The following is a 22,736-nucleotide window of genomic DNA, read 5'->3' as shown; positions in this document are numbered from 1 at the left end:
CGGACTACGCTCACATGACGTGTCGACTCTCAAGAAGTTCGCGTGGCTGTCGGTGGCCACGTCGATCGTCACCATCTCGCTCAAGATGGTGGCCTGGTGGGTGACCGGATCGGTCGGGCTGCTCGCCGACGCGGCCGAGTCGGTGGTCAACCTGGTGGCCGCGGTGGTCGCGCTCATCGCCATCACCGTCGCCGAGCGCCCGGCCGACGACGACCACCAGTACGGCCACTCCAAGGCCGAGTACTTCTCGGCCGTGGTCGAGGGCGCGATGATCTTCGTGGCCGCGACCTTCATCCTCTACACGGGTGTCGAGCGACTCATCAACCCCGTGCCGATCGAGTCCCTCGGACTGGGCCTCGCGATCTCCGTCGTGGCGGCCGTGATCAACGGAATCGTGGGGACGTTGCTCATCCGGGCCGGGGTCCGACACCGGTCGCCGACCCTGAAAGCCGACGGGAAACACCTGATCACCGACGTCGTCACCTCGGTCGGCGTCGTGGTCGGGGTGACCCTGGTGTGGATCACCGGCTGGGAGTTCCTCGATCCGGTCGTCGCGATCGCGGTGGGGCTGAACATCCTGTTCATCGGGTACAGGCTCGTCCACGAGTCCGGGATGGGGCTGATGGACGCGACACTCCCCGAGCAGGACAACAGGGCGATCCAGGAGGTACTGGACAGGCACCGGCAGCCGGGTCGGGTCGACTTCCACGAGTTGCGGACCCGCGAGTCCGGCCGGTGGCGGTTCGTCGAGTTCCACGCGCTCGTCCCCGGCGACTGGAGTGTCGAGCGGGGTCACGATCTGGTGGAGAAGGTCGAGCAGGAGATCCACGCCGCGCTCCCGCACTCCCACATCACCACCCACCTGGAGCCGATCGAGGACGAGCGCGCCTACAACGACGTGAGGCTGTAGTCATGGGCCACCCGATCATGTTCGACGACTCCGATCCGCTGCTCGCCCGGTTGCGTCGGATCTGCCTGGCGCTCCCCGACGCCGCGGAGAAGATCTCGCACGGGCGGCCGAACTGGTACACCACCAAGGTCTTCGCCTCCTACGGCGGAACGGTCAAGGGGGACCACGCGGATCCCCTGCTCGCCCGCGCCCTGCTGTTCCTCCCGGACCCCGAGGACCTGCCGGCCCTCGAGCAGGACCCGCGCATCGTGGTGCCCGCCTACGTCGGCGTCCGGGGATGGCGGGCGCTGCCACTGGACCGGCCCGGGGAACACGGGGCGGGCGATCCGGGCTCCGTGGACTGGGACGAGGTCGCCGAGCTGGTCGAGTCCTCCTATCGGCAACTCGCCGGGGCCCGGAGGGTCGCCCGCCTGGACGCCGAACAGCGGGAGGCCGGCCGGGGGGAGCGCTAGGCCCCTTACCGGACCTCCCGCTCCGAGGCGACGTCGTCGATCAGCACGGCGATGTGGAACATGCTGGTCAGCAACGAGCCGTAGACCGGCCAGGAGTCCCGGGGCAGTCGGCCGTCCTCGGCCATGGCGTGCGTCAACCCCACCAGGCGGTCGTGGATGGACGCCATCTCGGCATCGGGATCGGCTATCGCGTGGCCGGCGTCTCGAGCGATCGAGGCCCACTCGCTGCGGAAGCGCTCGTCCCACGGCCCCTCCGCATAGGTGGCCTCGTGGAGAGTGCGGATGAGGTGCCTCAAGTGCGAGACGGCCTCGTCGACGCGACCCAGCACCTCCTCGTAGTCGACCCCCTCGCCGGCAGGCTGTCCGCGGCCGAGGCGCTGGCGGGCCAGGCGGGGATTCGAGCGGCGGCTCTCGCGGGCGAAGTGCACCGTTCCCCACGCGGTCTCGACCTCGTCGGACACCGACTCGATCTCGCGTCTCCACGCGTCGGCGGCGTCGGTCTCCCAGGAGGTGGAGAACTCGTCGGACATGTTGATGAGGATGTCCCCGATCCGGCGGTCGATGCGGTCCACGTGGCTGGCCGCCTGTTGATCCCGCATCGGAGGGATGATCAGGAGATTGACCAGCACGCCGATCCCCACCCCGACGGCGACCTCGATGATGCGGTCGAGGAGCAGGGGCTGTTGGTCGGAGAACCCGCTGGAGAGCACGAACACCGCGGTGGTGGCGATCGCGACGCCCTCGTCCCGGATCCAGGTGATCCGGGCGCCGGCCAGACCCACGAACATCGCCAGGGCGAAGGTCCACACGTTGACGCCCAGGTAGAACCCGATGAGGAAGGACAGGCCGACGCCGATCGCGGACGCCACCGTCGTCTGCACTCCCCGGGAGAGCGACCTGTGGACGGTGGCGTGCACGGTGAGCAGGGCGGTCCACGGCGCCAGGAACGGCAACGGCGAGTCCAGGACGTGCGCGGAGAGCCACCACGCGGCCGTGGCGGCGATCACGCTCTTGACGATCTGCAGCAGGTCGGTCCTGACGTCGGGCCGGCCCGCGAGTTCTCGGAGTCGTGGCATACGCAGCATTCTCGTGGGTGGCCCGACGTGACGACAATCCCGGGCCCGGCGACCGTCGGGCGAGGTGACCGTCGGGCGAGGTGACCCGGTGCGGTGCCCGACTCTGCCCTAGGGTCGGTGGGTACTCGAGTCAGCCGTATCGCTCAGCGTCCCCGGAAGGACCCATGGACCCGCTCAGTTCCCCCACCCTGTCGGCGGTGACGGTCGATCTCGGCCTCGACACGCGGCTCGCGCTGCTCGCCGCCGGACTGGTCTTCCTGCTGGCCCTGGGGCTGGGGGTGTGGAAGTACCGGCAGATGGCCACGAGCGCGGACCACCTCGCGCACCCCTACGTCGACATCGCGCACCGGGCGGCCCTGCTCTACTCCTTCGCGATCCTGCTCATCGCCGCGTTCGTGGAGCTGAGCAGCTGGCCCACGTGGGTGAACCTCGCGGCGGCGGGGGTCCTGGTGTTCTTCTTCGTGGTGGCGATCGCCAGCTACATCGTCCACGGCGCGCTGCGGGACACGACCAACCAGTTCGAACACCCGTCGACCATGCTGCGGGTCGGGATGCTGGCACTCATCGTGGGGGAGATGGGCGGGTTCGCGGTCCTGCTGGCGGGATTCGTCGACGGTCAGTTCCTGGCCTAGCAGTTCCTGGGCTGAGCCGATTTCCGGGCGGCGCGGTTAGGCTGGCCGTATGCCGCTGCGCCCCCGTTCCGACGCCGCCTCCCCGAGGAAGAGATCGTCCGAGGGCATGGACCTGGGCACCCGGTCACTGGTGCTGGGGGTGGGGTCCCTGGCGCTGTCCTGGGTTCCACTGCTCAACATCATCGCGTTCCTCGCCGCGCTGATGGCCGTCGCCTTCGGGTTGCTCGCGCGGTGGCCCACGGGGTGGCTCACCAACCAGGAGCCGGACCCGCGCCGGGGACTGGTCGGGGTCGTCCTCGGTGGGATCGCGATCGTCGTCTTCGTCATCACGGCCGTGCGGTACTCCGCGCTGTAGCAGCACCGACCCCGCCGACGGCACCGACCCCGCCGACGGCACCGGCCTCGGCGATCGCGGTGCGTCCTCAATGCGAGTTGGACACCACCCAGCCGATCGCCGTGCGCATCCGACGGGCGAAGGTCCCGGGATGGGTCGCGCACGCGGCGTGGCCGGCGCTGATCGGGAACACCGCGCTGTGCGGCAGAAGATCGGCCATCTCGTCCTGGATCCACCGGGGGAAGGCGATGTCGCGCATGGTCTTGACGACCGCGACGGGCAGCTCCAGCTCGTGGAGCCACGACGTGGAGTTGAACCGGGCCACCTCCGTGATCACCGTCCTGTGGGTCGCGAGGGGCACGGAGGCCAGTTCCCGCATCGCCCAGGTGTAGGCGCTGGGCACCTCGTCGCCGATCTCCCTGGCCACCTCGACGGGTACGGCGTTGAGCACGGGGGCTCCCCGGGTCAGCGATCCCATCGTGATCTTCTCCAGCGCGTTGCGCTGGGCACCGGTACCGGTGGCGGCCAACACCAGTCCGCCGAGGCGGGAGGGGTCGCGACGGGCCGCGAGCTGGGCGACGATGCCGCCCATCGAGTACCCGCCGATGACCGGTTTCTCCAACTCCAGGTGGTCGGAGACGCGCAGCACGTCCTCGCCCAGCGCCCCGAAGTCGAACGGGCCGCCGTGGCCCATCCCGTGGCGGCGCTGGTCGTAGGCGATGAGCCGGTACTCGCCCCGCAGACGCTGGAAGGTCTGATACCAGTTGAGCATCCCGGTGGCGGCCATCCCGTGCAGCAGGATGACCGGCGTGAGGTGCTCCTCGCCGGTGTCGTAGAGCCTGGTGGTGACGTCGTCGGTGAGGGTGACGATCCGACCGGCCGGAAGCAGCGTCATGTCCGGCGCCATCCGCGGAAGGCGCGATGCCGACCTCGGGATCGCGGCCAGCGGGTTCCTGGTCATGAGTGTCCTCCTCGGGTACCTGACCCCGATTGTTCGCCTCTTCGCCGCGCTCTGCACGACCGGACGCGCGGTCACTCCGCGGAGACCAGTCCCCGGTCCACCAGGAAATCCCTCGCGACCAGCGCCGGATCGTCGCCGTCGACGTCGACCCGCATGTTCATCTCGACCATCACCTCGTTGTCGAGGACCTCGACGAGCGGCGCGAGGACCTCCTCGATCTCGGGGTGCGCGTCCAGGAACTCGCCCCGCACCACGGTGGCGAGGTTGTAGACGGGGAAGAAGCGCTGGTCGTCCTCCAGGACAACCAGGTCGAGGCCCTTGACCCGGCCGTCGGTGGTGTAGACCTCGCCGAACCGGCACTCCCGGCCGGTGGCGGTGGCCTGGTAGATGATCCCGGGCTGCATGATCGGCACCGGGACCGTGGCCGCGTCGAAACCGTAGGCCTCGGCCAGCCCGGGCCAGCCGTCACGGCGCACGGAGAACTCGGTCTCCATGCAGGTCACGGCGGAGTCCGGATCGGTCTGGACGAGCCGGGCGTAATCGGAGAACGTGCGCAGCCCGGTCTCCTCCGCGGTGGCCCGGCTCATGGCGAACGAGTAGGTGTTGTCGACGGTCGTCGGGGGCAGCCACCGGATGTCGTGGGCCTCGAGGTCGGCGTCCCGGACGGCCACCCACTGACCCTCGGGGTCGCGGATGGGTTCCGAGTTGCCGAGATAGCTCATCCACGCGGTGCCCGTGTACTCCATCCCGATGTCCACCTGGCCGGTGACCAGGGCCTGCCGGAAACTGTTGGACCCGGCCAGCGAGGACATGTCGGAGACCTCCATCCCGGCGGCGGCCAGGAGGAACTCCACCAGGTAGCTGCTGATCACGCCCTCGGTGAAGTCCTTGCCGCCGACCGTCACGCGCACCCCTTCGAGCGCGGGGACGGTGCCGTCCGGGCCGGGGCCCACGGGCAGGGGCACGGACCCGCCGTCGCTCAGCCCGCACCCGGTCGCCACGAGCACGGTGGCCAGACACGAGGCGAGGAGTCGCTTCACGGTGGTCATCGCAGCCCCCTCGGGTTGAACAGGACCTCGCCCACCCCGCCGAGCCAGTCGACCAGCAGGGCCAGGCACACCGCCAGGACGGAACCCACCACGAGTGTGGTGGTGTCCTGGAGTCGATAGCCGGTGTCGATGAAGATGCCCAGCCCGCCCGCGTCCACCAGGAAGCTCAGCGTGGCGGTGCCGACCGCCAGGACGAGCGTGGTGCGGAGCCCGGCCAGGATGAACGGCACCGCGAGCGGCAACTCGACCGTGCGCAGGACCCGGCTCGTCGTCATGCCCTGTCCCCTCGCGGCGTCGATGAGCGCGGGATCCACGTTCCGGATCCCCACGATCGTGTTGCGCAGCACCGGGAGCAGTGAATAGACGGCCACGGGCAGGACGCCGATCCAGAAGCCGGTCCGGTTGGTGGCCAGGAACAGCAGCACGATCAACCCGATCGCCGGTGCCGCCTGGCCGACGTTGGCGATCCCGATGGCGACGGGCGCGAGGAAACCCATCCGGCGGCGGGTGAGCAGGATCCCCAGCGGCACCCCCACCGCGACCACGATCGCGGCCACGGTGAAGGTGATCTGGACGTGCTCGAGGGTGCGCTGGGTGATGGACGAGGCGTTGAGCGAGGCCCTCTGGGTCTCGTCGAGCTCGGTCCCGAAGGCCCACCACAGCACGCCCACCGCGGCCAGCGTGATGAGGACCGGCTGGACCACCAACCGGGCCGAGTCCGCGCGGGACGCGGCGCGGGACGCGGTCGCCGCGGTGCTCACGAGCGCTCCGCGGGGTCCGGGGAACCGGGGACGTTGTGGTGGTGGTGGATGCGCCGGAGCTCTCCCACCAGGTCGTCGATGCCGATCGTCCCCCGGTACGCCCCGGAACGGTCGACCACCACGGTGGTCGCGCTGGCGGTCGAGAGCAGCCCGTCGAGCGCCTCCTGGAGCGTGGAGTCGACCGTCACGGTGCCGGCCACCGGCTGGCCACCCGAACGCAGGTCGGGCATCCGGGCCACCAGGTCCCCGCGCACCCAGCGCAGGGGGCGCCCGGAGTCGTCCAGGACCACCGCCCACTCGTCGTCCGTCCCGCGTACGCGGGAGGCGAAGTCGGCCGGGTCCTCCGACTCCCTCGCCGTCGTCGCCTCTCCGAGGTCCACGTCCCCCACCCGCCGGAGGGTCAGTGTCTTCAACGCCGCGTCGTCGCCGATGAAGCCGGCCACGGTCTCGTCGGCCGGGTTGGCGAGGATGGCCTCGGGGGAGTCGAACTGCAGGACCGACGAGCCGGGCCCGAGCACCGCGATCCGGTCGCCGAGCCTGACGGCCTCGTTGAAGTCGTGGGTGACGAAGACGATGGTCTTGTGCAGCTCCTCCTGCAGGCGGATGAGCTCGTCCTGGAGGGAGGCGCGGGTGATGGGGTCCACGGCGCCGAACGGCTCGTCCATGAGCAGCACCGGCGGGTCCGCGGCCAGGGCGCGCGCCACCCCGACCCGCTGCTGCTGGCCACCGGAGAGCTGGGCGGGGTAGCGGTCGCGGTAGTCGGCCGGGTCGAGGCCCACCAGCTCCAGCATCTGGTCCACGCGGTCCGCCACGCGCGACTTCCTCCACTTGAGGAGCCGGGGCACGGTCCCGACGTTCTGGGCGACCGTCAGGTGCGGGAACAGGCCGGACGCCTGGATGGCGTAGCCGATGTGGCGCCGCAGGGTGTCGGCGTCGAGGGTCCGGTTGTCCTGGCCGTCGATCGTGATGGTCCCCGAGGTGGGTTCGATCAGCCGGTTGATCATCCGCATCGTCGTGGTCTTGCCGCAGCCGGAGGGACCCACGAACACGGTGGTGCGTCCGGCGGGCAACTCGAGCGAGACGTGGTCGACGGCCGGTCGGTCCTGGCCGGGGTAGACCTTGGTGACGTCGTCCAGGGTGATGGGCACCCCGGACACGGCGCCGGCGTCGTGCGCGGTGGGTGTGGTCACTGGTTCCCCCTGATGGTGAGGCGTCCGAGGAGGACGAGGAGCGCGTCGAGGACGAGCGCGAGGACGACGATGAGGACGGTCGCCGTGAGCGCCATCGGCAGCGCGGTGGGCGTCCCCACCCGGGAGAGCCCGGCGAAGATCAGGTTCCCCAAGCCCGGGCCCTTGGCGTAGGCGGCGATCGCGAGGATGCCCATGGACATCTGGGTGGACACGCGGATCCCGGCGAGGATCGACGGCCACGCCAGCGGGATCTCCACCCGGCCCAGGACCCCGATCCGGCTCATCCCGACCCCGCGCGCGGCGTCCACGGTGGCCGCGGGGACGGCGTCGAGTCCGACGATGGTGTTGCGCAGGATCGGCAGCACCGCGTAGATCACCAGTGCGGTCATGGTGGGCAGCACGCCCAGCCCCAGGATCGGGATGAGGAGTCCCAGCAGTGCGAACGAGGGCACGGTCAACGCCGTGGCGGCCAGGCCGGTGGCCACGGCGGATCCGGCCCTGCTGCGGTAGACCGCCACGCCGACCCCCACCGACAGCAGCGTGGCCAGCAGGACCGCCTGCACGGTCGCGCTGACGTGCTGCCAGGAGTCGGTGGCGAGTTGGAGCCGGCGGGTGGAGATGAAGTCCACGAGGTCGTTCAACGTATCTCGGCTCCGTCCGTGCGATGAGGTCTGCTCACGCTATCCGGATGGGCACGTGTAGAGGGGTGGGAACGAGTATGTCGCGGCGCGAACCGGCGTGCGACCGGTGGCCGTGATGCACCATGGGGCCATGACTGCGAGGCCCGACCGCCCCCTGGACCCTGACCTGATCGAGCACCTCGACGAGCTGCTCGCCGCCACCGGCAGGATCGCCCGCCGCCACTTCCACGGCGAGCTCGAGGCGCTGGTCGCCGGCGACAAGGGCGGGGGGCGGGGGTACGACCCGGTGACCGAGGCCGATCGCGACATCGAGGCGTTGTTGCGGGCCGGGATCTCGTCGATGGCGCCGGGGGACCGGGTGGTGGGGGAGGAGAACGGCGAGTCCGGGCCCCCGGACGCCCCCCGCACCTGGTATCTCGACCCGATCGACGGCACCAAGGCCTTCCTCACGGGGATGGCGGGGTGGGGCACGCTCGTCGGGGTGGTGGAGGACGGCCGGGCGGTCGCCGGGTGGATGGACCAACCGGTGTTGGGGGAGACCTTCGCCGCGGTCCACGGACGCGCCACCGTACGTCGCCGATCGGACGGGCCGGAGGCATTCGATCTGCACGTGTCGGGGTGCGACGAGCTGTCCGAGGCGATCATGTACACCACCCACCCGTCGATGTTCGGGGACGGTGAGCTGCGCCGACGCTACGACGACCTCGCCACCCGGGTGCGCCTGCAGCGCTTCGGCGGGGACTGCTACGCCTATTGCATGCTCGCCGCGGGCCGGGTGGACCTGGTGGTCGAGTCCGACCTGAAGTCCTACGACATCGTGGCCCTCATCCCGATCATCGAGGCGGCCGGCGGCGTGATCACCGGACCGGACGGTCGGCAACCGCTGGACGGCGGCACGGTCGTGGCCGCCGCGACACCGGCCCTGGCGGAGCAGGCGTGGGCGGTGCTCGGCGCGGACCCGCGGTGACCGACCCCCTCTTCGGGATCGACCGCCCGCCGGCGGTCCTCGGCCCCGGCGCGGTGCACGTGCCGGACTGGATGGACCGCCCGCAACAGGAGTACCTGCTGCGGGCCTGCGTGGACTGGGCGTCCGCGCGGCCGCCGCGGTCGATCGTGCTGCCCGGCGGGGGGAGGATGTCGGTGCGGACGCTCTGCCTGGGGCGGCACTGGACGCCCTACCGGTACGACGACGACGAGGTGGTCCCGCCTCTGCCGGACTGGCTGGTCCGGGCGGCGCGATCCGGGCTCGAGACGGCGACCGCCGTGGACCCGTCGCTGGGCGATCCGGGGTACACCCCCGACGCGGCGCTGGTGAACCTCTACGGCCGTGACGCCACCATGGGCCTGCACCAGGACCGCGACGAGGCCAGCTCGGCGCCGGTGGTCTCGCTGAGTCTCGGCGACGCCTGCACCTTCCGCTTCGGTACCCCACACCACCGTGGCCGCCCGTACACCGACGTGCGGTTGGAGTCCGGTGACCTCGTGGTGTTCGGTGGACCGTCGAGGATGGCCTTCCACGGTGTTCCCAGGGTGTTCGACGGCACCGCGCCGGCCTGGTGCCGGGACGTGCTCGGCGCGGGTCCGGGGCGCGTCAACATCACCCTCAGGCAGACCCGCTGACGGGCCCCCGACCGGCCCCGGCCTGGCCTCACCGGTCCCGACCGGCGGGCTCGCGTGCCGGTCAGGGCCGCATGCGCCGGAAACTCACCACGGGCCGGTCCCCGGCCACGTCTTCTCGGGGTGCGCACACCGACTCCACCTGCCGGCGGGCCTGCTCGGGGACGGGGGTGCCGGGGTCGAGGACCGAGAGGTACTCCTTGTGCTCGGCCAGCGCGGCGACGGCCGGTTCGACGAACCCCTCGACGTCCACGTAGTGGGTGGGCTGCGGTGCGGACTCGAACCACATCCGGGGACGCCCCTCGGCGGCGTCCACGCCGACGGCGGCCACCAGGTCGTCGTACGTCGCGCCCACCGCGGCACCGAACTCCATGTGATCGCTCTGGTTGGGGGCACCGGGCGCCCACTCGGGCCCCGAGTACAGGGAGATCACGATGTCCGGCCGGTGACGGCGGAGGGAGTCCGCGATCGCGTCGCGGAGCTCCGAGTCGTTGACGATCCTGCTGTCGGGGAAACCGAGGAACTCCACCTCCTCGACGCCCACGATCGCCGAGGAGCGGCGCTGTTCCTCCTCCCGGACCGGTCCGGCGATCGAGGGGGGCATCCCCTCGATCCCCGCCTCGCCGCTCGAGGCCAGCACGTAGACGATGTGGCGACCCTCCGCGGTCCAGCGGGCCACCGCGGCGGACATGCCGTACTCGGGATCGTCGGGATGGGCGACCAGGACCAGGCCGCGGGTCCAGTCGGTGGGAAAGGGCTCGGGTGGGGTCATGGGGAGAGTATTGCCGATCCGGGGTGACGAGTCGGTAGCGTCCGAACACATGGCCCTCACCGAGTGGTTGCTCTCCGCGAACGAGCGGGGCAACCCTGACACCCGTCTGGATTCCCGTCATCCCGGGAACGAGGCCTGGTCGGAGGGCAACGAGGTCCGCCCACTGGTCCACGGGGCCACGTACTTCGCCGAGCTCTTCGACAGGATCGAGACCACCGGGCAGGGCGATCTGATCCTGTTCACCGACTGACGCGGCAACGTCCTGCTGGACATGCGGGTGCCGCCGCGCGGGTCGCACCACCAGAAGATGGTGGTGATCCGACACGCGGACGCCCCGCGGCGGGACGTGGCCTACGTGGGCGGCATCGACCTGTGCCATTCGCGGCGGGACGACGCCCGACACCGGGGCGACCCGCAGGCGCAGTCGATGTCCGAGGTCTACGGGGTGACGCCGCCGTGGCACGACGTGCAGTGCGCCATCTCGGGACCGGCCGTGTACGACGCCGAGACGGTGTTCCGGGAACGGTGGGAGGACCCGGCGCCCCTGACGCGGTCGCGTCGCCGGTTCCGCGTGGACCGCGACCACGTGGACGTGCGCGCCGAACCGTTGCCCCCGCAGGCGCCGCCGCCGCCGGCGGTGCCGGGTGGCACGCACGTCGTCCAGCTGCTCCGCACCTACGCCGGCCGACACGGTCGACGTGCCTACCCGTTCGCACGGAGGGGTGAGCGCAGCGTCGCCCGCGGGTACGCCAAGGCGTTCGAGCGTGCCCGTGACCTCATCTACGTGGAGGACCAGTACCTGTGGTCGCGCGCGATCGCGGACTCCTTCGTGGAATCGCTCCAGCGGGACGAGGGATTGCACCTGGTCGTCGTGATGCCCCGGTGGACGGACAGCGACAACCCGGTCTCCCGTCTCCCGCAGCTCCTCGGCCGGCAGCGCGCCATGAGCCGACTCGCCGCCGCGGCCCCCGGCCGGGTGGCCTTCTACGCGCCGGAGAACTCCGACGGCACCCCGGTCTACGTCCACGCCAAGGTGTGCGTCGTGGACGACACCTGGTGTTCGGTCGGCTCCGACAACTTCAGCCGGCGCTCGTGGACCCACGACTCGGAACTCTCGGCGGTGGTGGTGGACACGGCCGCGTCCGATCACAGTCCGTACGCCCGCAGACTGCGTCTGACCCTGGCCGCCGAGCACCTCGGGCGCGGCGTGGACGGTCCGGGGTATCCGGGGGACGTGTCGGAGATCGCGCACGGGGACGGCGATCCGGGCGACGACGACGACCTCGCGCGCCTGATGCACGACTGCCCCGACGCGGTGGGGACGTTTCGGACCTTCGCCGACTCGGCCGCCGCGCTCGAGGAGTGGCATCGCGGCGGTCGCCGGGGGACGCGGCCCCCGGGTCGGCTGCGTCCGCTCGCGCCGCCGCGGCTCAACCCGCTGACGATGGCGCTGGCGTTCCCGGCCTACCGCTGGCTGCACGATCCGGACGGTCGCCCCTGGCGCCTGCGGCTGCGCGGACGGTACTGACCCGCGGGCGGGACCGCCGGGAGGCCCCGGTCGGGCTGGGTAGGCTGAACCGCGCACGCCGCGTCGATCGACCACCGGAGGCCATGGTGACCCTGCTCTTCCCCGACTACCGCCCCTCCTGGGAGACCGACGACCACCGGCTCCTGCGCGAGCACGCCCGCGCCTTCTTCGCCAAGGAGATGACGCCCAACCAGGAGAAGTGGGCCCGGCAGAAGCACGTGGACCGCGAGACCTGGCTGCGCACCGGCGAGGCCGGGCTGATCTGCCTCGACGTGGCCGAGGAGTTCGGCGGCCAGGGCGGGGACCCGGGCATGGAGTACCTCGTCACCGAGGAACTCGTCTACTCGGGGGACACGGCGTTCGGCATGGGGGTCGGATCGACCATCACCCCCCACTACGTGGCCAACTACGCCACCGACGAGCAGAAGCGGGAGTGGCTGCCCAGGTTGTGCTCCGGTCAGTGGATCTCCGCGATCGCCATGAGCGAGCCCGGTGCCGGTTCGGACCTGCAGGGCGTCCGCACCACCGCGCGGCGTGACGGTGACCAGTACGTCATCAACGGCTCCAAGACCTTCATCTCCAACGGTGGCTCCGCCGACTTCGTGGTGGTGGCGGCCAAGACCGACCTCGACGCCGGCCACAAGGGCATGGCGCTGTTCGCCGTGGAGGCCGACACCCCCGGTTTCGAGCGGGGCCGCGTGCTGGAGAAGATGGGCCGTCACGGCGCCGACACCGCGGAGCTGTTCTTCAACGACATGCGTGTGCCCGCCGCCAACCTCCTCGGCGGCGAGGAGGGGCAGGGCTTCTACCAGCTCATGAACCAGCTCCCGCGCGAGCGCCTGGCGATCGCGGTGGACGCCCTGGCGATGGCCGAGGCCGCCGTGGTGGAGACCCTCGCCTACACCCGTGAGCGGCAGGCCTTCGGCAAGCCGATCCTCGACTTCCAGAACACGCGGTTCGAGCTGGCGGCGTGCAAGACCTCCGTCATGGCCACCCGCACCTTCATCGACCACTGCATCTCCCGCGAGATCGGCGGCGAGCTGGACGCCGTGACCGCCTCGATGGCCAAGCTCCAGGCCACCGACATGCTCGACGACGTGGTGGACCGCTGCCTCCAGCTGTTCGGGGGCTACGGCTACATGATGGAGTACCCCATCGCGCAGAAGTTCGCCGCCGCCCGCGTCATGCGGATCTACGGCGGCACCAACGAGATCATGAAGGAGGTCATCGGCCGGGCGCTGTGACCCGCCGCGCGTGGGCGTCGAGCGGCTACTATCGACAGTCGTCGATACATTCTGCCGGGGGAGTCACCGTGACCGATCGTCCGTCCGTCCTCTTCGTCTGCGTCCACAACGCGGGCCGCTCACAGATGGCCGCGGCCTACACCGAGCACCTGTCCGGAGGCGCGGTGGAGGTCCGCTCGGCCGGGTCGGCGCCGGCGGACTCGATCAACCCGGCCGTCGCCGAGGCGATGGCGGAGGACGGCATCGACATCTCGGCGGCCACGCCGAAGGTCCTCACCACCGAGGCGGTGCGGTCGAGCGACGTGTGCATCACCATGGGCTGCGGTGACGTCTGCCCGGTCTTCCCGGGCAAGCGGTACCTGGACTGGACCCTCGACGACCCCGCCGGTCAGGGTGTCGACGCGGTCAGGCCCATCCGAGACGAGATCAGGCGCCGGGTGACCGGACTCCTCGCCGAGCTCGGCGTGCACCCGGTCTAGCGTCCGCGCAGGATCTCGGTGAGCTGACGGACGGTGGGCACCTTCCCTCCCAGGACGAGGTCGTCGTCGACCACCAGCCCGGGTGTCTTCATGAGTCCGTAGCCGGCGATCTCGCCGACGTCGGTGACCTCGACGATCTCCGCGTCCTCGCCCAGCGCTGCCAGCGCCTCCCTCGTGCGGGTGACGAGGGTGTGGCAGTTGCGGCAGCCGGGCCCGAGCACCTTGACGATCATGGTTCCTCCTGCATCCGGGGTCAGGCGATCACGTTGAACACTAGGCCGATGGCGAGGATGCCGGCCGCCACGACGGCGAAGAACAGTGCGAGCAGTGGTGGCCTCATGACCCGCCTGAGCATGATCGCCTGGGGGATGGACAGCGCGATCGAGCTCATGATGAACGCCATGACGGTGCCCAGGCTCATGCCCTTGGCCCACAGTGCCTCGGCGATCGGCACGACCCCGGCTCCGTTGACGTAGAGCGGGATCCCCGCGAGGGTGGCCACGAACACCGCCAGCGGGTTGTCCGGGCCCGCCCAGCGGAGGAAGAAGTCCTCGGGGACCCATCCGTGGATCACCGCGCCGACGCCGACGCCCACCACCACCCAGATCCACACGCTACGGAGGATGTCGCGGGATTCGCCGAGAGCGGCGTCCACCCGTTCGCGCAGCGAGGGCACGTGGCCGTCCGCGCGGAGTACGGCGACGCGGGTGGTGAAGACGACGTCGTCGACCCACCTGTCGAGCCGGAACCGGGACAGGGCCCATCCCGCGACGAAGGCGATGGCGGCGCCGGCGCCGACGTAGGCGGCGGCGATGTGCCACCCGAACATCTCGCCGATCATGATGGCCGCGATCTCGCTGATGAGCGGGGAGGCGATGAGGAAGGTGAGGGTGACCGAGAGCGGGATCCCCGCGGCCACGAAGCCGATGAACAGTGGGATCGAGCTGCAGGAGCAGAAAGGGGTCACCACGCCGAGCACGATGGCCAGCGTGAGGCCGACGAACAGCCCCCGGCCCTCGAGCCAGTCCCGCGCGCGGTCGAGGTCGAGGCTTGCCCGCAGCATGCCCACCAGGAACATCAGCCCGAGGAGCAGGAGGACGATCTTGATGGTGTCGTAGAGGAAGAAGTGCACGGCACCGATCGCGCGGTCGGCGAGGTCGAGTCCGAGCCAGCCGACGGCCGCGTCCCAGAACCACTCGTTGGCCACCCACAGGGCCGCCCAGGACACCGCGGCCAGCGCGAGCGCCGCCACGAGCCGACGATGCTCACGGGCACCGGTGTCGGTGTCCGGGGCGTCGTTCCCCGGGCCGGACGGGCCGGTCGCGGAGGCGGGCAACGAGGTCATACCTCCACTGTAGGATTGGTATCGATGAGTGTCGATAGGAACTGTTCAGGGGGTGGCGAGAGGGGGTCGGGCAGGGTGAGGGACGTCGTGGTGATCGGAGGCGGCCAGGCCGGCCTGGCCGCCGGTTTCCATCTCACCCGCGCCGGCGCGGACTTCGAGATCCTCGACGCGTCCGACGGGCCGGGGGGTGCGTGGCCGCACACCTGGCCCTCGCTGCGATTGTTCTCGCCCGCCGACCACTCGTCCCTCCCGGGTCGCAGGATGCACCGGACGGACGACGGGAACCCCGACGCGGCCCACGTGGTGGAGTATCTGCGCGGGTACGAGGAGTACTACGGGCTGCCCGTCCGGCGCGGGGTCCGGATCGTGGCCGTGGAGCGGGACGATCCGGACGGGTTCGTCGTCCGTGCCGCCGACGGCCGCCGGTGGCGTGCCCGCGCGGTGATCAGTGCCACCGGGACGTGGTCGAGGCCGTTCGTGCCGACCTGTCCGGGCGTCGGGGGTTTCCGGGGCCACCAGATCCACAGCGCCGGCTACCGGGGTCCGGAGCCGTTCGGCGGCCGGCGCGTCGTGGTGGTGGGCGGTGCGAACTCGGGCGCGCAGATCGCCGCCGACCTCGCCGGACATCTGCAGCAGAGCGACGGCGAACTGATCTGGTGCACCGCCGGGCCCCCGCGCTATCTGCCCGACCACGTCGACGGACGTGAGTTGTTCCGGGTCGCCACCGCCTCGGTCCGATCCGGGAGCGGCCGCGGTGTCGCGGAGTTGGGCGACATCGTCGTCGTCCCCCCGGTGCGCGCCGCCCGCGACGCGGGCCTGCTCGTGGCCACCCCGATGTTCGACCGGTTCCACCCCGGCGGGGTGGAGTGGGACGACGGCCGACGTGAGGCGGTCGACGCGGTGATCTGGTGCACCGGATTCCGCCCGGCTCTCGGGCACCTCCGCGGCCTTGGGCTGTCGCGGGTCGGCGGCAGGGTGGTCGCCGACGGGCCCGTGGTGCCGGACGTGCCCGGGCTGTTCCTGCTCGGCTACGGCGACTGGTGCGGCGCGGCCTCGGCGACCCTCATCGGGGTCGGTCAGTGGGCGAAGGCGGCCGTGGCCGCAGCTCTCGGCCGGTGATCAGGCCCTGAGGCGCGCGACGATCTCGACGAACTCCTCCGCGTAGCCCAGGTGGGTCCGCAGTCGCTCGAGCCGTTCGGTGGCCTCCGCCTCGATCTCGGCGATCAGCGCGGCCGATCCCGCCGGGTCGTCGGCTCGGCGGTCCAGGGCCCGGCAGAAGTCGCGCATGCGTTCCAGGCTGAACCCCAGGGGCTTCATCCGGCGGATGAGCAGGAGCCGCTCGACGTCCCCCGGCGTGTAGAGGCGGAACCCGCCCGGGGAGTGCGCGGAGGGGCTGACCAGACCGAGTTCGTCGTAGTGCCGCAGGCTCCGGATCGACAGCGCGGTGCGCTCGGCGACCTCGCCGATCTTCATGGTCTGCTCGCCGCGACTTGGCCCGCCCACAACTCTCCCGTTACGGTAGCTTTCTACTCTCACGCCGTGTGAGAGTCCTGACCCCGACTGTAGGTGATCCGTGAGCACCGAGTTCCCGACCGGCGTGCTGCCCTCGTTCCGCGCCGCGTTCTCCTCCCCCGCCCGGCTGCGGACCGAGGTCCTCGCCGGCCTCGTGGTGGCCCTCGCGCTCATCCCGGAGGCGATCTCGTTCTCCATCCTCGCGGGCGTCGACCCCCGGGTCGGTCTGTTCGCGTCCTTCACCATGGCGGTCACGATCGCCTTCACCGGAGGACGCCCGGCGATGATCTCGGCGGCCACGGGAGCGATCGCGCTCGTCGTGGCGCCGGTCGTGCTCGAGCACGGACTGGACCACCTCATCGCCACGGTCCTCCTGGCCGGGGTGCTGCAGGTGTTGCTGAGCGTGTTCGGGGTCGCGAGGCTGATGCGGTTCATCCCACGCTCGGTGATGGTCGGATTCGTCAACGCGCTCGCGATCCTCATCTTCTCCGCCCAGATCCCGCACCTGGTGGGCGTGCCGTGGCTGGTGTACCCGCTGGTGGCGGTGGGGCTGCTCGTCCTCGTGTTCTTTCCCAGGCTCACCACGGTGATCCCCGCGCCCCTGATCGCGATCGTGGCACTGACGATCGTGGTGGTCTGGGTGGGGTGGACCGTCCCGAACGTGCACGACCAGGGCGAGTTGCCCGGGTCGCTGCCGACCCTCCTGCTGCCGGACGTGCCGCTCACCCTGGAGACGCTGCAGATCATCGCCCCCTACGCGCTCGCCATGGCGCTCGTGGGGCTCATGGAGTCGCTGATGACGGCCAAGTTGGTCGACGACATCACGGAGACGCACTCCGACAAGACGCGTGAGGGCTGGGGTCAGGGCGTCGCCAACCTCGTCACCGGTTTCTTCGGCGGGATGGGCGGTTGCGCGATGATCGGGCAGACGATGATCAACGTCAAGGCCTCGGGCGCACGGACGCGGCTGTCCACCCTGCTCGCCGGCGTGTTCCTGCTGGTCCTCGTCGTCGTCCTGGGTGACGTCGTCGGACTGATCCCGATGGCCGCACTGGTCGCGGTGATGATCATGGTCTCGGTGGGGACCATGGACTGGCACTCGATCCATCCCCGGACACTGCGGCTGATGCCGCTGTCGGAGACCCTCGTCATGGTCGTCACCGTGGCGGCGACGGTGTGGACCCACAACCTCGCGATCGGCGTGATCCTGGGGGTGGTCACGGCGATGATCATGTTCGCGCGCCGGGTCGCGCACATGACGACCATCGAGAAGGTCGCCGAGCTCGACACGGACCACGACGGGGCGGTCGACACCCGCACCTACCGGGTCACGGGCGAGCTGTTCTGGGCCTCGAGCAACGACCTCGTGTACCGGTTCGACTACTCCGGCGACCCCGAGCACGTGGTACTCGATCTCACCGACGCCGACATCTGGGACGCCTCGACCGTAGCCACGCTCGACGCCGTGCAGCAGAAGTACGCGGCCAAGGGCAAGACCCTCACGGTGATCGGACTCGACGGTGCCAGCAGGGAGCGGCTCGACAAGCTCTCGGGCAGGCTCGGCGCCGGGCACTGAGCGCGGGTCGGTCCCGAGCGAATCCCTCCGGCCGGGCTTCCGGAAGAATCGATGGTCATCTATATTGATGGATGTCGATACGAGGCTTGGAGGCCGACATGTCCCGATCCGTGCACGACGCTCCTCTCCCCGAACTGCTCTTGCCTCAGACGCAACTCCAGCGTGACGCCCGCGAGCTGGCCCGGCACTACGAGGGCGTGTTCAGTCCGCAGACCGTCGAGCGCGTGGTGTTCGAGTCCTATGCCGCGTTGCGTCGGACCGCGCGGGTCACCGCCCATCTGCCGTCGCTGTCCCGCCGCTTCGCGACCGACCGGCTCAAGGCTCTCGCGCAGGCGGAGGGGCGCGTCGACAAGGACGTCCCCGAGGTGCTCTTCATCTGCGTCCAGAACTCGGGGCGCTCCCAGATGGCCGCGGCTCTCATGGCGGACCGGTCGGAGGGGCGGGTCCACGTCCGGTCCGCAGGCTCGCTCCCGGCGTCCGGGATCGACGAGAACTGCCGGGCGGCCATGGCCGAGGTCGGGCTCGACCTGACCTCGGAATACCCCAAGCCGCTCACCGACGACGTGGTGGCGGCCGCCGACGTGGTGATCTCCATGGGGTGCGGGGACGCCTGCGCCGTCTATCCGGGCAAGCGGTACCTGGACTGGGACGTCTCGGACCCCGCCGGCCAGGATCTCGACCGCGTCCGCTCCATCCGTGACGACATCGACGACCGGGTCCGCCAGGCCCTGCCGGAGATCGTCGGCATGACGCCCGCGACCGCCCCCGGTGCTCCGAGTTCGGGTGGTGCGACCAGGGAGGCGGCGTCGCCCTGAACGGTCCTCAGGCTGAACAGTCCTCAGGCGAGGCGGAGGCCTCGGACGTCGACGATGTCGCGGATCTGGGAGAACGCCTCCGGGACGATGCTGTAGTGCGCCATCCGGCCTCGTTGTTCGCGGGTGACGAGTCCCGCCTCGACCAGCTTCTTCATGTGATGACTCACGGTGGGCTGGGAGATCCCCAGCGGTTCGGTGAGGGTGCACACGCAGACGTCATCGCACTCCGCCGCCGCGATGTGCGAGAGCAGGCGGAGGCGCATGGGGTCGGCCAGGGCCTTGAACCGGGCCGCCGCGGCTTCGGCCTCGGCCTGGGTGAGCGGCCCGTTCGCGCCGGCGATGCAGCAGTATTCGGCGGATTCGGGCGAGGTCATGGTCCCAGGTTACCCGGACGACCGGGGCGGGGGAGGCCTGTGGATGTCCCCTCTTGCCCATTCGAAAGTGTGTGCGTATACTAGAACACTAGTTCGATACAATGTGACGGCGACGTACGAGTGGGCGTACGGGTGGAGGTGAGGGCGTGGACGAGACGGCTGGTGGCGCGACAAGTGGGGTCGGTCGTTCTGGTCACCCGTCCCCGCTCGGGAGGTTGTCCGATTCCGCCCGCGACACCTGGGTGGCGGAGAATCGCGCCGCCGGGGCCCGCCTGGCCGCGTGTTACGAGTTGTTCCGCGAGTGCGTGCGCCAGGACGAGGCCGGGGCGGGGGACGGTTCCCCGCCCGGGCACGCGGTGGTCGACCCGTTCGACGTGTGCACCGGCTACGTCGTGGCGTCGATGCCCATCTCCTCTGGCCGCGCCGCCGCCATGATCAGCCTCGCCGCGGACCTGACCGAGCGCTACCCGGCCGTCATGGAGGCGCTCTCGGCCGGTCGGATGGAACAGCGCGCAGCCGAGTTGTTGGCCCGTCAGATGGCCACGGTCGATCCGGCCGTCCTGTCCCGGGTTCAGCAGGAGGTCGTGGAGGACTACCTCGCCGCCATCGAGGCCGGCGAGCGTCCGGGCGCCCGGTCGGTGCGCGACTCCGTCGACGCGATCATCGCCCGCTACGACGCCAACGGGATCCGCGAACGAAGAGACGCCGCCGCCCGCGGACGCGGAGTCCACATCCGCAAGGGCGCCGACGGCATGACCAACCTGTGGGCCACCCTGGCCTCCGACGAGGCCGCTGTGCTGGCAGAGGCCATCGACCAGCGCGCCGCAGAGTTCGCCAACCCCGCCCCGGACACCCCCGCGGAATCAGCGCAGGCCCGCGCCGACGCCGAGGGGGCGGACATGTCGAACTATCCGGTGCCCGAACGCCGCGCGGACGCCCTGCTGTCCCTGGTGTGCGGAGACCGGGGCCGCGCCCGTGCCACCGATCTCGCGCCGGACGAGCCGCCAGCGCCACTGCGGCCGCGGGTGACGGTCTTCGGCCGCGGTCGAGGTCTCGACCCGCAGGTCGAGTTTCCCCGCACCGGCGACTCCGCGCTCCAGGCGCTACTCGACATGCTCGCCGCCAGCGACGGGGCCAGCCTCGAACACGTCGACCCCGCCATCGGCGCCGCCGACGACGCCCGCCGTGCCCTGACCTACCGGCCCGGCGCCGCCCTGGCCCGCCGCATCCGCCTTCGCGACGGCACCTGCCGGCACCCGGGATGCACCGTCTCGGCGGACAACTGCGATATCGATCACTGTCGGCCCTTCGACCACGCCGACCCGCAGCGGGGCGGACACACCACCGAGTGCAACCTGATGTGCTTGTGTCGGCGCCATCACCGATTCAAGACCTTCTCCGGGTGGATCTACGACCTGGCGCCAGACGGCACGCTCGTCGTCGTCACTCCCGACGGCTCCACCATGCTCACCAGGCCCTCCGGCCCTTTGGCCGCGTACAGGCGCGAACAGGCCCGAGCCGAACAGGACGCCTGGGACGTCCAGCAGGCCCGCAACCCTGAGCCGGACACCGCGGACGGCGACCTGCTGTCCGAGCCCACCTACTGGGCCCGCCGTGCCGCCCGCCACCGCGCAGAACGCGCCCGGGCCGACCGCTCCGGCCCCGATCGCGCGAGTCCTGATGGCACCAGGCCTCCCATCGGTCGCTGGTGGGATCGCAACAAACCGGTGGTCAGCCGTGCCGAGGAGCAGGTTCACCAGGTCCTCGACGAGATCCTCCACCCGCCACCGTTCTGAGCTCGCACAGCCCGGTGGCGTGCGTCATACATTGACCGACATCGATGGATTGCCTAGGGTTGGGCGCATGAGCACCCAGGTATCGGCGACCGCCGGCCCCCCTTCCCCCGCCGATCCCGACGCCCCGGTCGCCGCGCGGATGTCCTTCCTCGACCGCTACCTGGCCGTGTGGATCCTCGCGGCCATGGCTGTCGGGCTCCTGCTCGGGCGTCTGGTGCCCGGTATCGCCGAGGCGCTGGAGGCGGTCGAGGTCGGAGGAGTCTCGGTCCCCATCGCGGTCGGTCTGCTGGTGATGATGTACCCCGTCCTGGCCAAGGTCCGCTACGACGAGACGCGTCGCGTCACCGGGGACCGCAGGCTTCTCCTGCTGTCCCTCGCACTGAACTGGCTGGTCGGTCCCGCGCTGATGTTCACGCTGGCCTGGCTGATGCTGCCGGACCTCCCCGAGTACCGTACCGGCCTGATCGTGGTCGGCCTGGCCCGCTGCATCGCGATGGTGTTCATCTGGAACGACCTCGCATGCGGCGACCGGGAGGCTGCGGCGGTGCTCGTCGCGATCAACTCGGTGTTCCAGGTGATCGCGTTCGCGGGCCTGGGATGGTTCTACCTCCAGGTCCTCCCGGGCTGGCTGGGGCTGGAGACCACCACCGCCGGGTTCTCGGTATGGGCGATCGCGCTGAGTGTCCTCGTGTTCCTCGGTATCCCGCTGCTGGCCGGGTTCCTCACCCGGCACTTCGGCGAGAAGGCCAAGGGGCGGCAGTGGTACGAGGAGTCCTTCCTGCCCAAGATCGGTCCGTGGGCGCTGTACGGCCTGCTGTTCACCATCGTCGTGCTCTTCGCGTTCCAGGGCGACACCATCATCGGACGGCCTCTCGACGTGGCGCGGATCGCGCTGCCCCTGCTGGCCTACTTCATCCTCATGTTCGGCGGGAGCCTGCTCGCCGCCCGTGCTTCAGGCCTGAACTACGCCAAGTCCACCGCGGTCGCCTTCACCGCCGCGGGCAACAACTTCGAACTCGCGATCGCCGTGAGCATCGGCACCTGGGGAGTGGCGTCCGGCCAGGCGTTGGCAGGGGTGGTCGGGCCGCTCATCGAGGTGCCCGTGCTCATCGCGCTCGTGTACGTGAGCCTGTGGGCGGGCAAGCGTCTGTTCAAGGGTGACCCGACGGTCCCGAACGCGATTCACCAGGACATGTCGGCCTCCGGCCGCTCGCCTGAGGATGGTGCTCGATGACGCACCACGCTCCGGCGCGCCCCACGGTCCTGTTCGTGTGCAAGTCCAATCGTGGCAAGTCCCAGATGGCGGAGGCGCTACTGCGTCACGCGGCGGGGGACGCGGTGGAGGTCCACTCGGCCGGTACGCGACCCGCGCTGGGGCAGTCCCCCAACGCAGAGGCCGTGGTCGCGCTCGCCGAGCTCGGCGCCGACATGTCGGGCGGCACCGCGGCGGCGGTGGATCACGACATCATGCGCCGCGCGGACCGCGTCGTCGTACTCGGGACGGCCGCACGGCTCGAGCCCGTCGACGGGATGCGCTCGGCCATCGACGTCTGGGAGACCGATGAACCGGGCGAGCGGGGAATCGAGGGTGCGGAGCGGATGGCACTGATCCGCGACGACATCGACGCCCGCGTGAGACGGCTGTGGGCCGAGCTGTCCGAACAGGGGACAG

General features: G+C 70.7%; 27 protein-coding genes. 16 read left to right on the top strand and 11 right to left on the bottom strand.

What is annotated here, in order from left to right:
* Positions 1–19: 19 nt before the first annotated feature.
* Positions 20–910, top strand: a complete 891-nt coding sequence (locus tag ABD250_RS10720) for a cation diffusion facilitator family transporter (protein WP_179523645.1) — start codon at positions 20–22, stop codon at positions 908–910.
* Positions 911–912: 2 nt separating this feature from the next.
* On the top strand, positions 913–1,362 hold the full coding sequence (locus ABD250_RS10715; protein WP_179523644.1) for an MmcQ/YjbR family DNA-binding protein: 450 nt from the start codon (positions 913–915) through the stop codon (positions 1,360–1,362).
* A gap of 5 nt (positions 1,363–1,367) precedes the next feature.
* On the opposite strand, the gene ABD250_RS10710 is transcribed toward ABD250_RS10715, so the two are convergent.
* Positions 1,368–2,438: an FUSC family protein gene (locus ABD250_RS10710; RefSeq protein WP_182658379.1), complete on the bottom strand. Its 1,071-nt coding sequence runs from the start codon at positions 2,436–2,438 to the stop codon at positions 1,368–1,370.
* 164 nt (positions 2,439–2,602) lie between these two features.
* Here ABD250_RS10710 and ABD250_RS10705 point away from each other — a divergent pair, with 164 nt between their 5' ends.
* Both ABD250_RS10705 and ABD250_RS10700 read left to right on the top strand, forming a co-directional pair.
* Positions 2,603–3,070, top strand: coding sequence for a hypothetical protein (locus ABD250_RS10705; RefSeq protein WP_182609367.1), 468 nt, complete (start codon positions 2,603–2,605; stop codon positions 3,068–3,070).
* A 49-nt stretch (positions 3,071–3,119) separates the two neighbouring features.
* A complete protein-coding gene (locus ABD250_RS10700) occupies positions 3,120–3,425 on the top strand; it encodes a hypothetical protein (RefSeq protein ID WP_182658378.1) in 306 nt (101 codons plus the stop codon).
* Positions 3,426–3,492: 67 nt separating this feature from the next.
* Here the strand turns inward: ABD250_RS10700 and ABD250_RS10695 are convergent, their stop codons facing one another.
* The 5 genes from ABD250_RS10695 to ABD250_RS10675 all read right to left on the bottom strand — a co-directional run bounded on the left by ABD250_RS10695 (position 3,493) and on the right by ABD250_RS10675 (position 8,006).
* Positions 3,493–4,365 (bottom strand): alpha/beta fold hydrolase, encoded by an 873-nt coding sequence (locus tag ABD250_RS10695; protein WP_241730594.1) that lies wholly within the window; start codon positions 4,363–4,365, stop codon positions 3,493–3,495.
* A 71-nt stretch (positions 4,366–4,436) separates the two neighbouring features.
* On the bottom strand, positions 4,437–5,414 hold the full coding sequence (locus ABD250_RS10690) for a glycine betaine ABC transporter substrate-binding protein (RefSeq protein WP_179523640.1): 978 nt from the start codon (positions 5,412–5,414) through the stop codon (positions 4,437–4,439).
* Positions 5,411–6,175: an ABC transporter permease subunit gene (locus ABD250_RS10685; RefSeq protein ID WP_182658377.1), complete on the bottom strand. Its 765-nt coding sequence runs from the start codon at positions 6,173–6,175 to the stop codon at positions 5,411–5,413. The genes ABD250_RS10690 and ABD250_RS10685 overlap by 4 nt, the downstream gene beginning before the upstream one ends.
* Positions 6,172–7,365 carry an ABC transporter ATP-binding protein gene (locus tag ABD250_RS10680; RefSeq protein ID WP_179523638.1) on the bottom strand — a complete coding sequence of 398 codons (1,194 nt, stop codon included), beginning with the start codon at positions 7,363–7,365 and terminating at the stop codon, positions 6,172–6,174. Before ABD250_RS10680 ends, ABD250_RS10685 begins: the two co-directional genes overlap by 4 nt.
* Positions 7,362–8,006: an ABC transporter permease gene (locus ABD250_RS10675; RefSeq protein ID WP_182658376.1), complete on the bottom strand. Its 645-nt coding sequence runs from the start codon at positions 8,004–8,006 to the stop codon at positions 7,362–7,364. The genes ABD250_RS10680 and ABD250_RS10675 overlap by 4 nt, the downstream gene beginning before the upstream one ends.
* A gap of 130 nt (positions 8,007–8,136) precedes the next feature.
* Here ABD250_RS10675 and ABD250_RS10670 point away from each other — a divergent pair, with 130 nt between their 5' ends.
* Entirely contained in the window at positions 8,137–8,973 is an 837-nt protein-coding gene (locus ABD250_RS10670; RefSeq protein ID WP_179523636.1) for an inositol monophosphatase family protein, read from the top strand.
* A complete protein-coding gene (locus ABD250_RS10665) occupies positions 8,970–9,626 on the top strand; it encodes an alpha-ketoglutarate-dependent dioxygenase AlkB family protein (protein ID WP_344392192.1) in 657 nt (218 codons plus the stop codon). Before ABD250_RS10670 ends, ABD250_RS10665 begins: the two co-directional genes overlap by 4 nt.
* 61 nt (positions 9,627–9,687) lie before the next feature.
* Here ABD250_RS10665 and ABD250_RS10660 read toward each other — a convergent pair whose 3' ends face one another.
* Positions 9,688–10,395, bottom strand: coding sequence for a PIG-L deacetylase family protein (locus ABD250_RS10660; protein WP_182658323.1), 708 nt, complete (start codon positions 10,393–10,395; stop codon positions 9,688–9,690).
* A gap of 49 nt (positions 10,396–10,444) precedes the next feature.
* Between ABD250_RS10660 and ABD250_RS10655 the strand changes: the two genes are divergently transcribed.
* The 4 genes from ABD250_RS10655 (at position 10,445) to ABD250_RS10640 (ending at position 13,646) form a co-directional block, all read left to right on the top strand.
* The gene (locus tag ABD250_RS10655) at positions 10,445–10,645 is read left to right on the top strand and encodes a hypothetical protein (protein ID WP_206685735.1); all 201 of its coding nucleotides are present in this window, start codon (positions 10,445–10,447) and stop codon (positions 10,643–10,645) included.
* A gap of 21 nt (positions 10,646–10,666) precedes the next feature.
* Positions 10,667–11,923: a phospholipase D family protein gene (locus ABD250_RS10650; protein ID WP_344392188.1), complete on the top strand. Its 1,257-nt coding sequence runs from the start codon at positions 10,667–10,669 to the stop codon at positions 11,921–11,923.
* Between the two features lie 86 nt (positions 11,924–12,009).
* A complete protein-coding gene (locus tag ABD250_RS10645; protein ID WP_182659453.1) occupies positions 12,010–13,167 on the top strand; it encodes an acyl-CoA dehydrogenase family protein in 1,158 nt (385 codons plus the stop codon).
* Between the two features lie 68 nt (positions 13,168–13,235).
* Complete coding sequence (locus tag ABD250_RS10640) at positions 13,236–13,646, top strand: arsenate reductase ArsC (protein WP_182659452.1); 411 nt, start codon at positions 13,236–13,238, stop codon at positions 13,644–13,646.
* On the opposite strand, the gene ABD250_RS10635 is transcribed toward ABD250_RS10640, so the two are convergent.
* Positions 13,643–13,879, bottom strand: coding sequence for a thioredoxin family protein (locus ABD250_RS10635; RefSeq protein WP_107757545.1), 237 nt, complete (start codon positions 13,877–13,879; stop codon positions 13,643–13,645). The genes ABD250_RS10640 and ABD250_RS10635 overlap by 4 nt on opposite strands.
* A 20-nt stretch (positions 13,880–13,899) precedes the next feature.
* The gene (locus ABD250_RS10630; RefSeq protein ID WP_182659451.1) at positions 13,900–14,991 is read right to left on the bottom strand and encodes a permease; all 1,092 of its coding nucleotides are present in this window, start codon (positions 14,989–14,991) and stop codon (positions 13,900–13,902) included.
* Positions 14,992–15,015: 24 nt separating this feature from the next.
* On the opposite strand from ABD250_RS10630, the gene ABD250_RS10625 reads away from it, so the two are divergent.
* The gene (locus ABD250_RS10625; protein WP_182659450.1) at positions 15,016–16,110 is read left to right on the top strand and encodes an ArsO family NAD(P)H-dependent flavin-containing monooxygenase; all 1,095 of its coding nucleotides are present in this window, start codon (positions 15,016–15,018) and stop codon (positions 16,108–16,110) included.
* Here ABD250_RS10625 and ABD250_RS10620 read toward each other — a convergent pair whose 3' ends face one another.
* Entirely contained in the window at positions 16,111–16,464 is a 354-nt protein-coding gene (locus ABD250_RS10620; RefSeq protein WP_179523629.1) for a MerR family transcriptional regulator, read from the bottom strand.
* A 100-nt stretch (positions 16,465–16,564) separates the two neighbouring features.
* Here ABD250_RS10620 and ABD250_RS10615 point away from each other — a divergent pair, with 100 nt between their 5' ends.
* Together ABD250_RS10615 and ABD250_RS10610 are read left to right on the top strand one after the other, a co-directional pair.
* On the top strand, positions 16,565–18,079 hold the full coding sequence (locus ABD250_RS10615; RefSeq protein WP_182609778.1) for a SulP family inorganic anion transporter: 1,515 nt from the start codon (positions 16,565–16,567) through the stop codon (positions 18,077–18,079).
* Between the two features lie 71 nt (positions 18,080–18,150).
* Positions 18,151–18,894 (top strand): arsenate-mycothiol transferase ArsC, encoded by a 744-nt coding sequence (locus ABD250_RS10610; protein ID WP_182659449.1) that lies wholly within the window; start codon positions 18,151–18,153, stop codon positions 18,892–18,894.
* Positions 18,895–18,917: 23 nt separating this feature from the next.
* Here ABD250_RS10610 and ABD250_RS10605 read toward each other — a convergent pair whose 3' ends face one another.
* On the bottom strand, positions 18,918–19,268 hold the full coding sequence (locus tag ABD250_RS10605; protein WP_179523627.1) for an ArsR/SmtB family transcription factor: 351 nt from the start codon (positions 19,266–19,268) through the stop codon (positions 18,918–18,920).
* A 215-nt stretch (positions 19,269–19,483) separates the two neighbouring features.
* On the opposite strand from ABD250_RS10605, the gene ABD250_RS10600 reads away from it, so the two are divergent.
* The 3 genes from ABD250_RS10600 to ABD250_RS10590 all read left to right on the top strand — a co-directional run.
* On the top strand, positions 19,484–21,064 hold the full coding sequence (locus tag ABD250_RS10600; RefSeq protein ID WP_344392180.1) for an HNH endonuclease signature motif containing protein: 1,581 nt from the start codon (positions 19,484–19,486) through the stop codon (positions 21,062–21,064).
* A 67-nt stretch (positions 21,065–21,131) separates the two neighbouring features.
* Positions 21,132–22,298, top strand: a complete 1,167-nt coding sequence (gene arsB, locus ABD250_RS10595) for an ACR3 family arsenite efflux transporter (RefSeq protein WP_182659114.1) — start codon at positions 21,132–21,134, stop codon at positions 22,296–22,298.
* The coding region (locus ABD250_RS10590) for an arsenate-mycothiol transferase ArsC (RefSeq protein WP_344392177.1) at positions 22,295–22,736 on the top strand (442 nt) is incomplete at its 3' end. The genes arsB and ABD250_RS10590, both read left to right, overlap by 4 nt.

The organism is Dietzia cercidiphylli (assembly GCF_039531545.1).
GTDB classification, from domain to species: domain Bacteria; phylum Actinomycetota; class Actinomycetes; order Mycobacteriales; family Mycobacteriaceae; genus Dietzia; species Dietzia natronolimnaea.
The sequence above is the reverse complement of the archived record's forward strand: the minus strand, read 5'-3'. Positions and strand labels throughout refer to the sequence as shown.

Coding starts and splice junctions, on each gene's coding strand:
- ABD250_RS10715 (WP_179523644.1), top strand. CDS start 913: ATGGGCCACCCGATCATGTTCGACGACTCCGATCCGCTGCTCGCCCGG.
- ABD250_RS10710 (WP_182658379.1), bottom strand. CDS start 2,438: ATGCCACGACTCCGAGAACTCGCGGGCCGGCCCGACGTCAGGACCGAC.
- ABD250_RS10705 (WP_182609367.1), top strand. CDS start 2,603: ATGGACCCGCTCAGTTCCCCCACCCTGTCGGCGGTGACGGTCGATCTC.
- ABD250_RS10700 (WP_182658378.1), top strand. CDS start 3,120: ATGCCGCTGCGCCCCCGTTCCGACGCCGCCTCCCCGAGGAAGAGATCG.
- ABD250_RS10695 (WP_241730594.1), bottom strand. CDS start 4,365: ATGACCAGGAACCCGCTGGCCGCGATCCCGAGGTCGGCATCGCGCCTT.
- ABD250_RS10690 (WP_179523640.1), bottom strand. CDS start 5,414: ATGACCACCGTGAAGCGACTCCTCGCCTCGTGTCTGGCCACCGTGCTC.
- ABD250_RS10670 (WP_179523636.1), top strand. CDS start 8,137: ATGACTGCGAGGCCCGACCGCCCCCTGGACCCTGACCTGATCGAGCAC.
- ABD250_RS10660 (WP_182658323.1), bottom strand. CDS start 10,395: ATGACCCCACCCGAGCCCTTTCCCACCGACTGGACCCGCGGCCTGGTC.
- ABD250_RS10655 (WP_206685735.1), top strand. CDS start 10,445: ATGGCCCTCACCGAGTGGTTGCTCTCCGCGAACGAGCGGGGCAACCCT.
- ABD250_RS10650 (WP_344392188.1), top strand. CDS start 10,667: ATGCGGGTGCCGCCGCGCGGGTCGCACCACCAGAAGATGGTGGTGATC.
- ABD250_RS10635 (WP_107757545.1), bottom strand. CDS start 13,879: ATGATCGTCAAGGTGCTCGGGCCCGGCTGCCGCAACTGCCACACCCTC.
- ABD250_RS10630 (WP_182659451.1), bottom strand. CDS start 14,991: ATGACCTCGTTGCCCGCCTCCGCGACCGGCCCGTCCGGCCCGGGGAAC.
- ABD250_RS10625 (WP_182659450.1), top strand. CDS start 15,016: ATGAGTGTCGATAGGAACTGTTCAGGGGGTGGCGAGAGGGGGTCGGGC.
- ABD250_RS10620 (WP_179523629.1), bottom strand. CDS start 16,464: ATGAAGATCGGCGAGGTCGCCGAGCGCACCGCGCTGTCGATCCGGAGC.
- ABD250_RS10610 (WP_182659449.1), top strand. CDS start 18,151: ATGTCGATACGAGGCTTGGAGGCCGACATGTCCCGATCCGTGCACGAC.
- ABD250_RS10605 (WP_179523627.1), bottom strand. CDS start 19,268: ATGACCTCGCCCGAATCCGCCGAATACTGCTGCATCGCCGGCGCGAAC.
- arsB (WP_182659114.1), top strand. CDS start 21,132: ATGAGCACCCAGGTATCGGCGACCGCCGGCCCCCCTTCCCCCGCCGAT.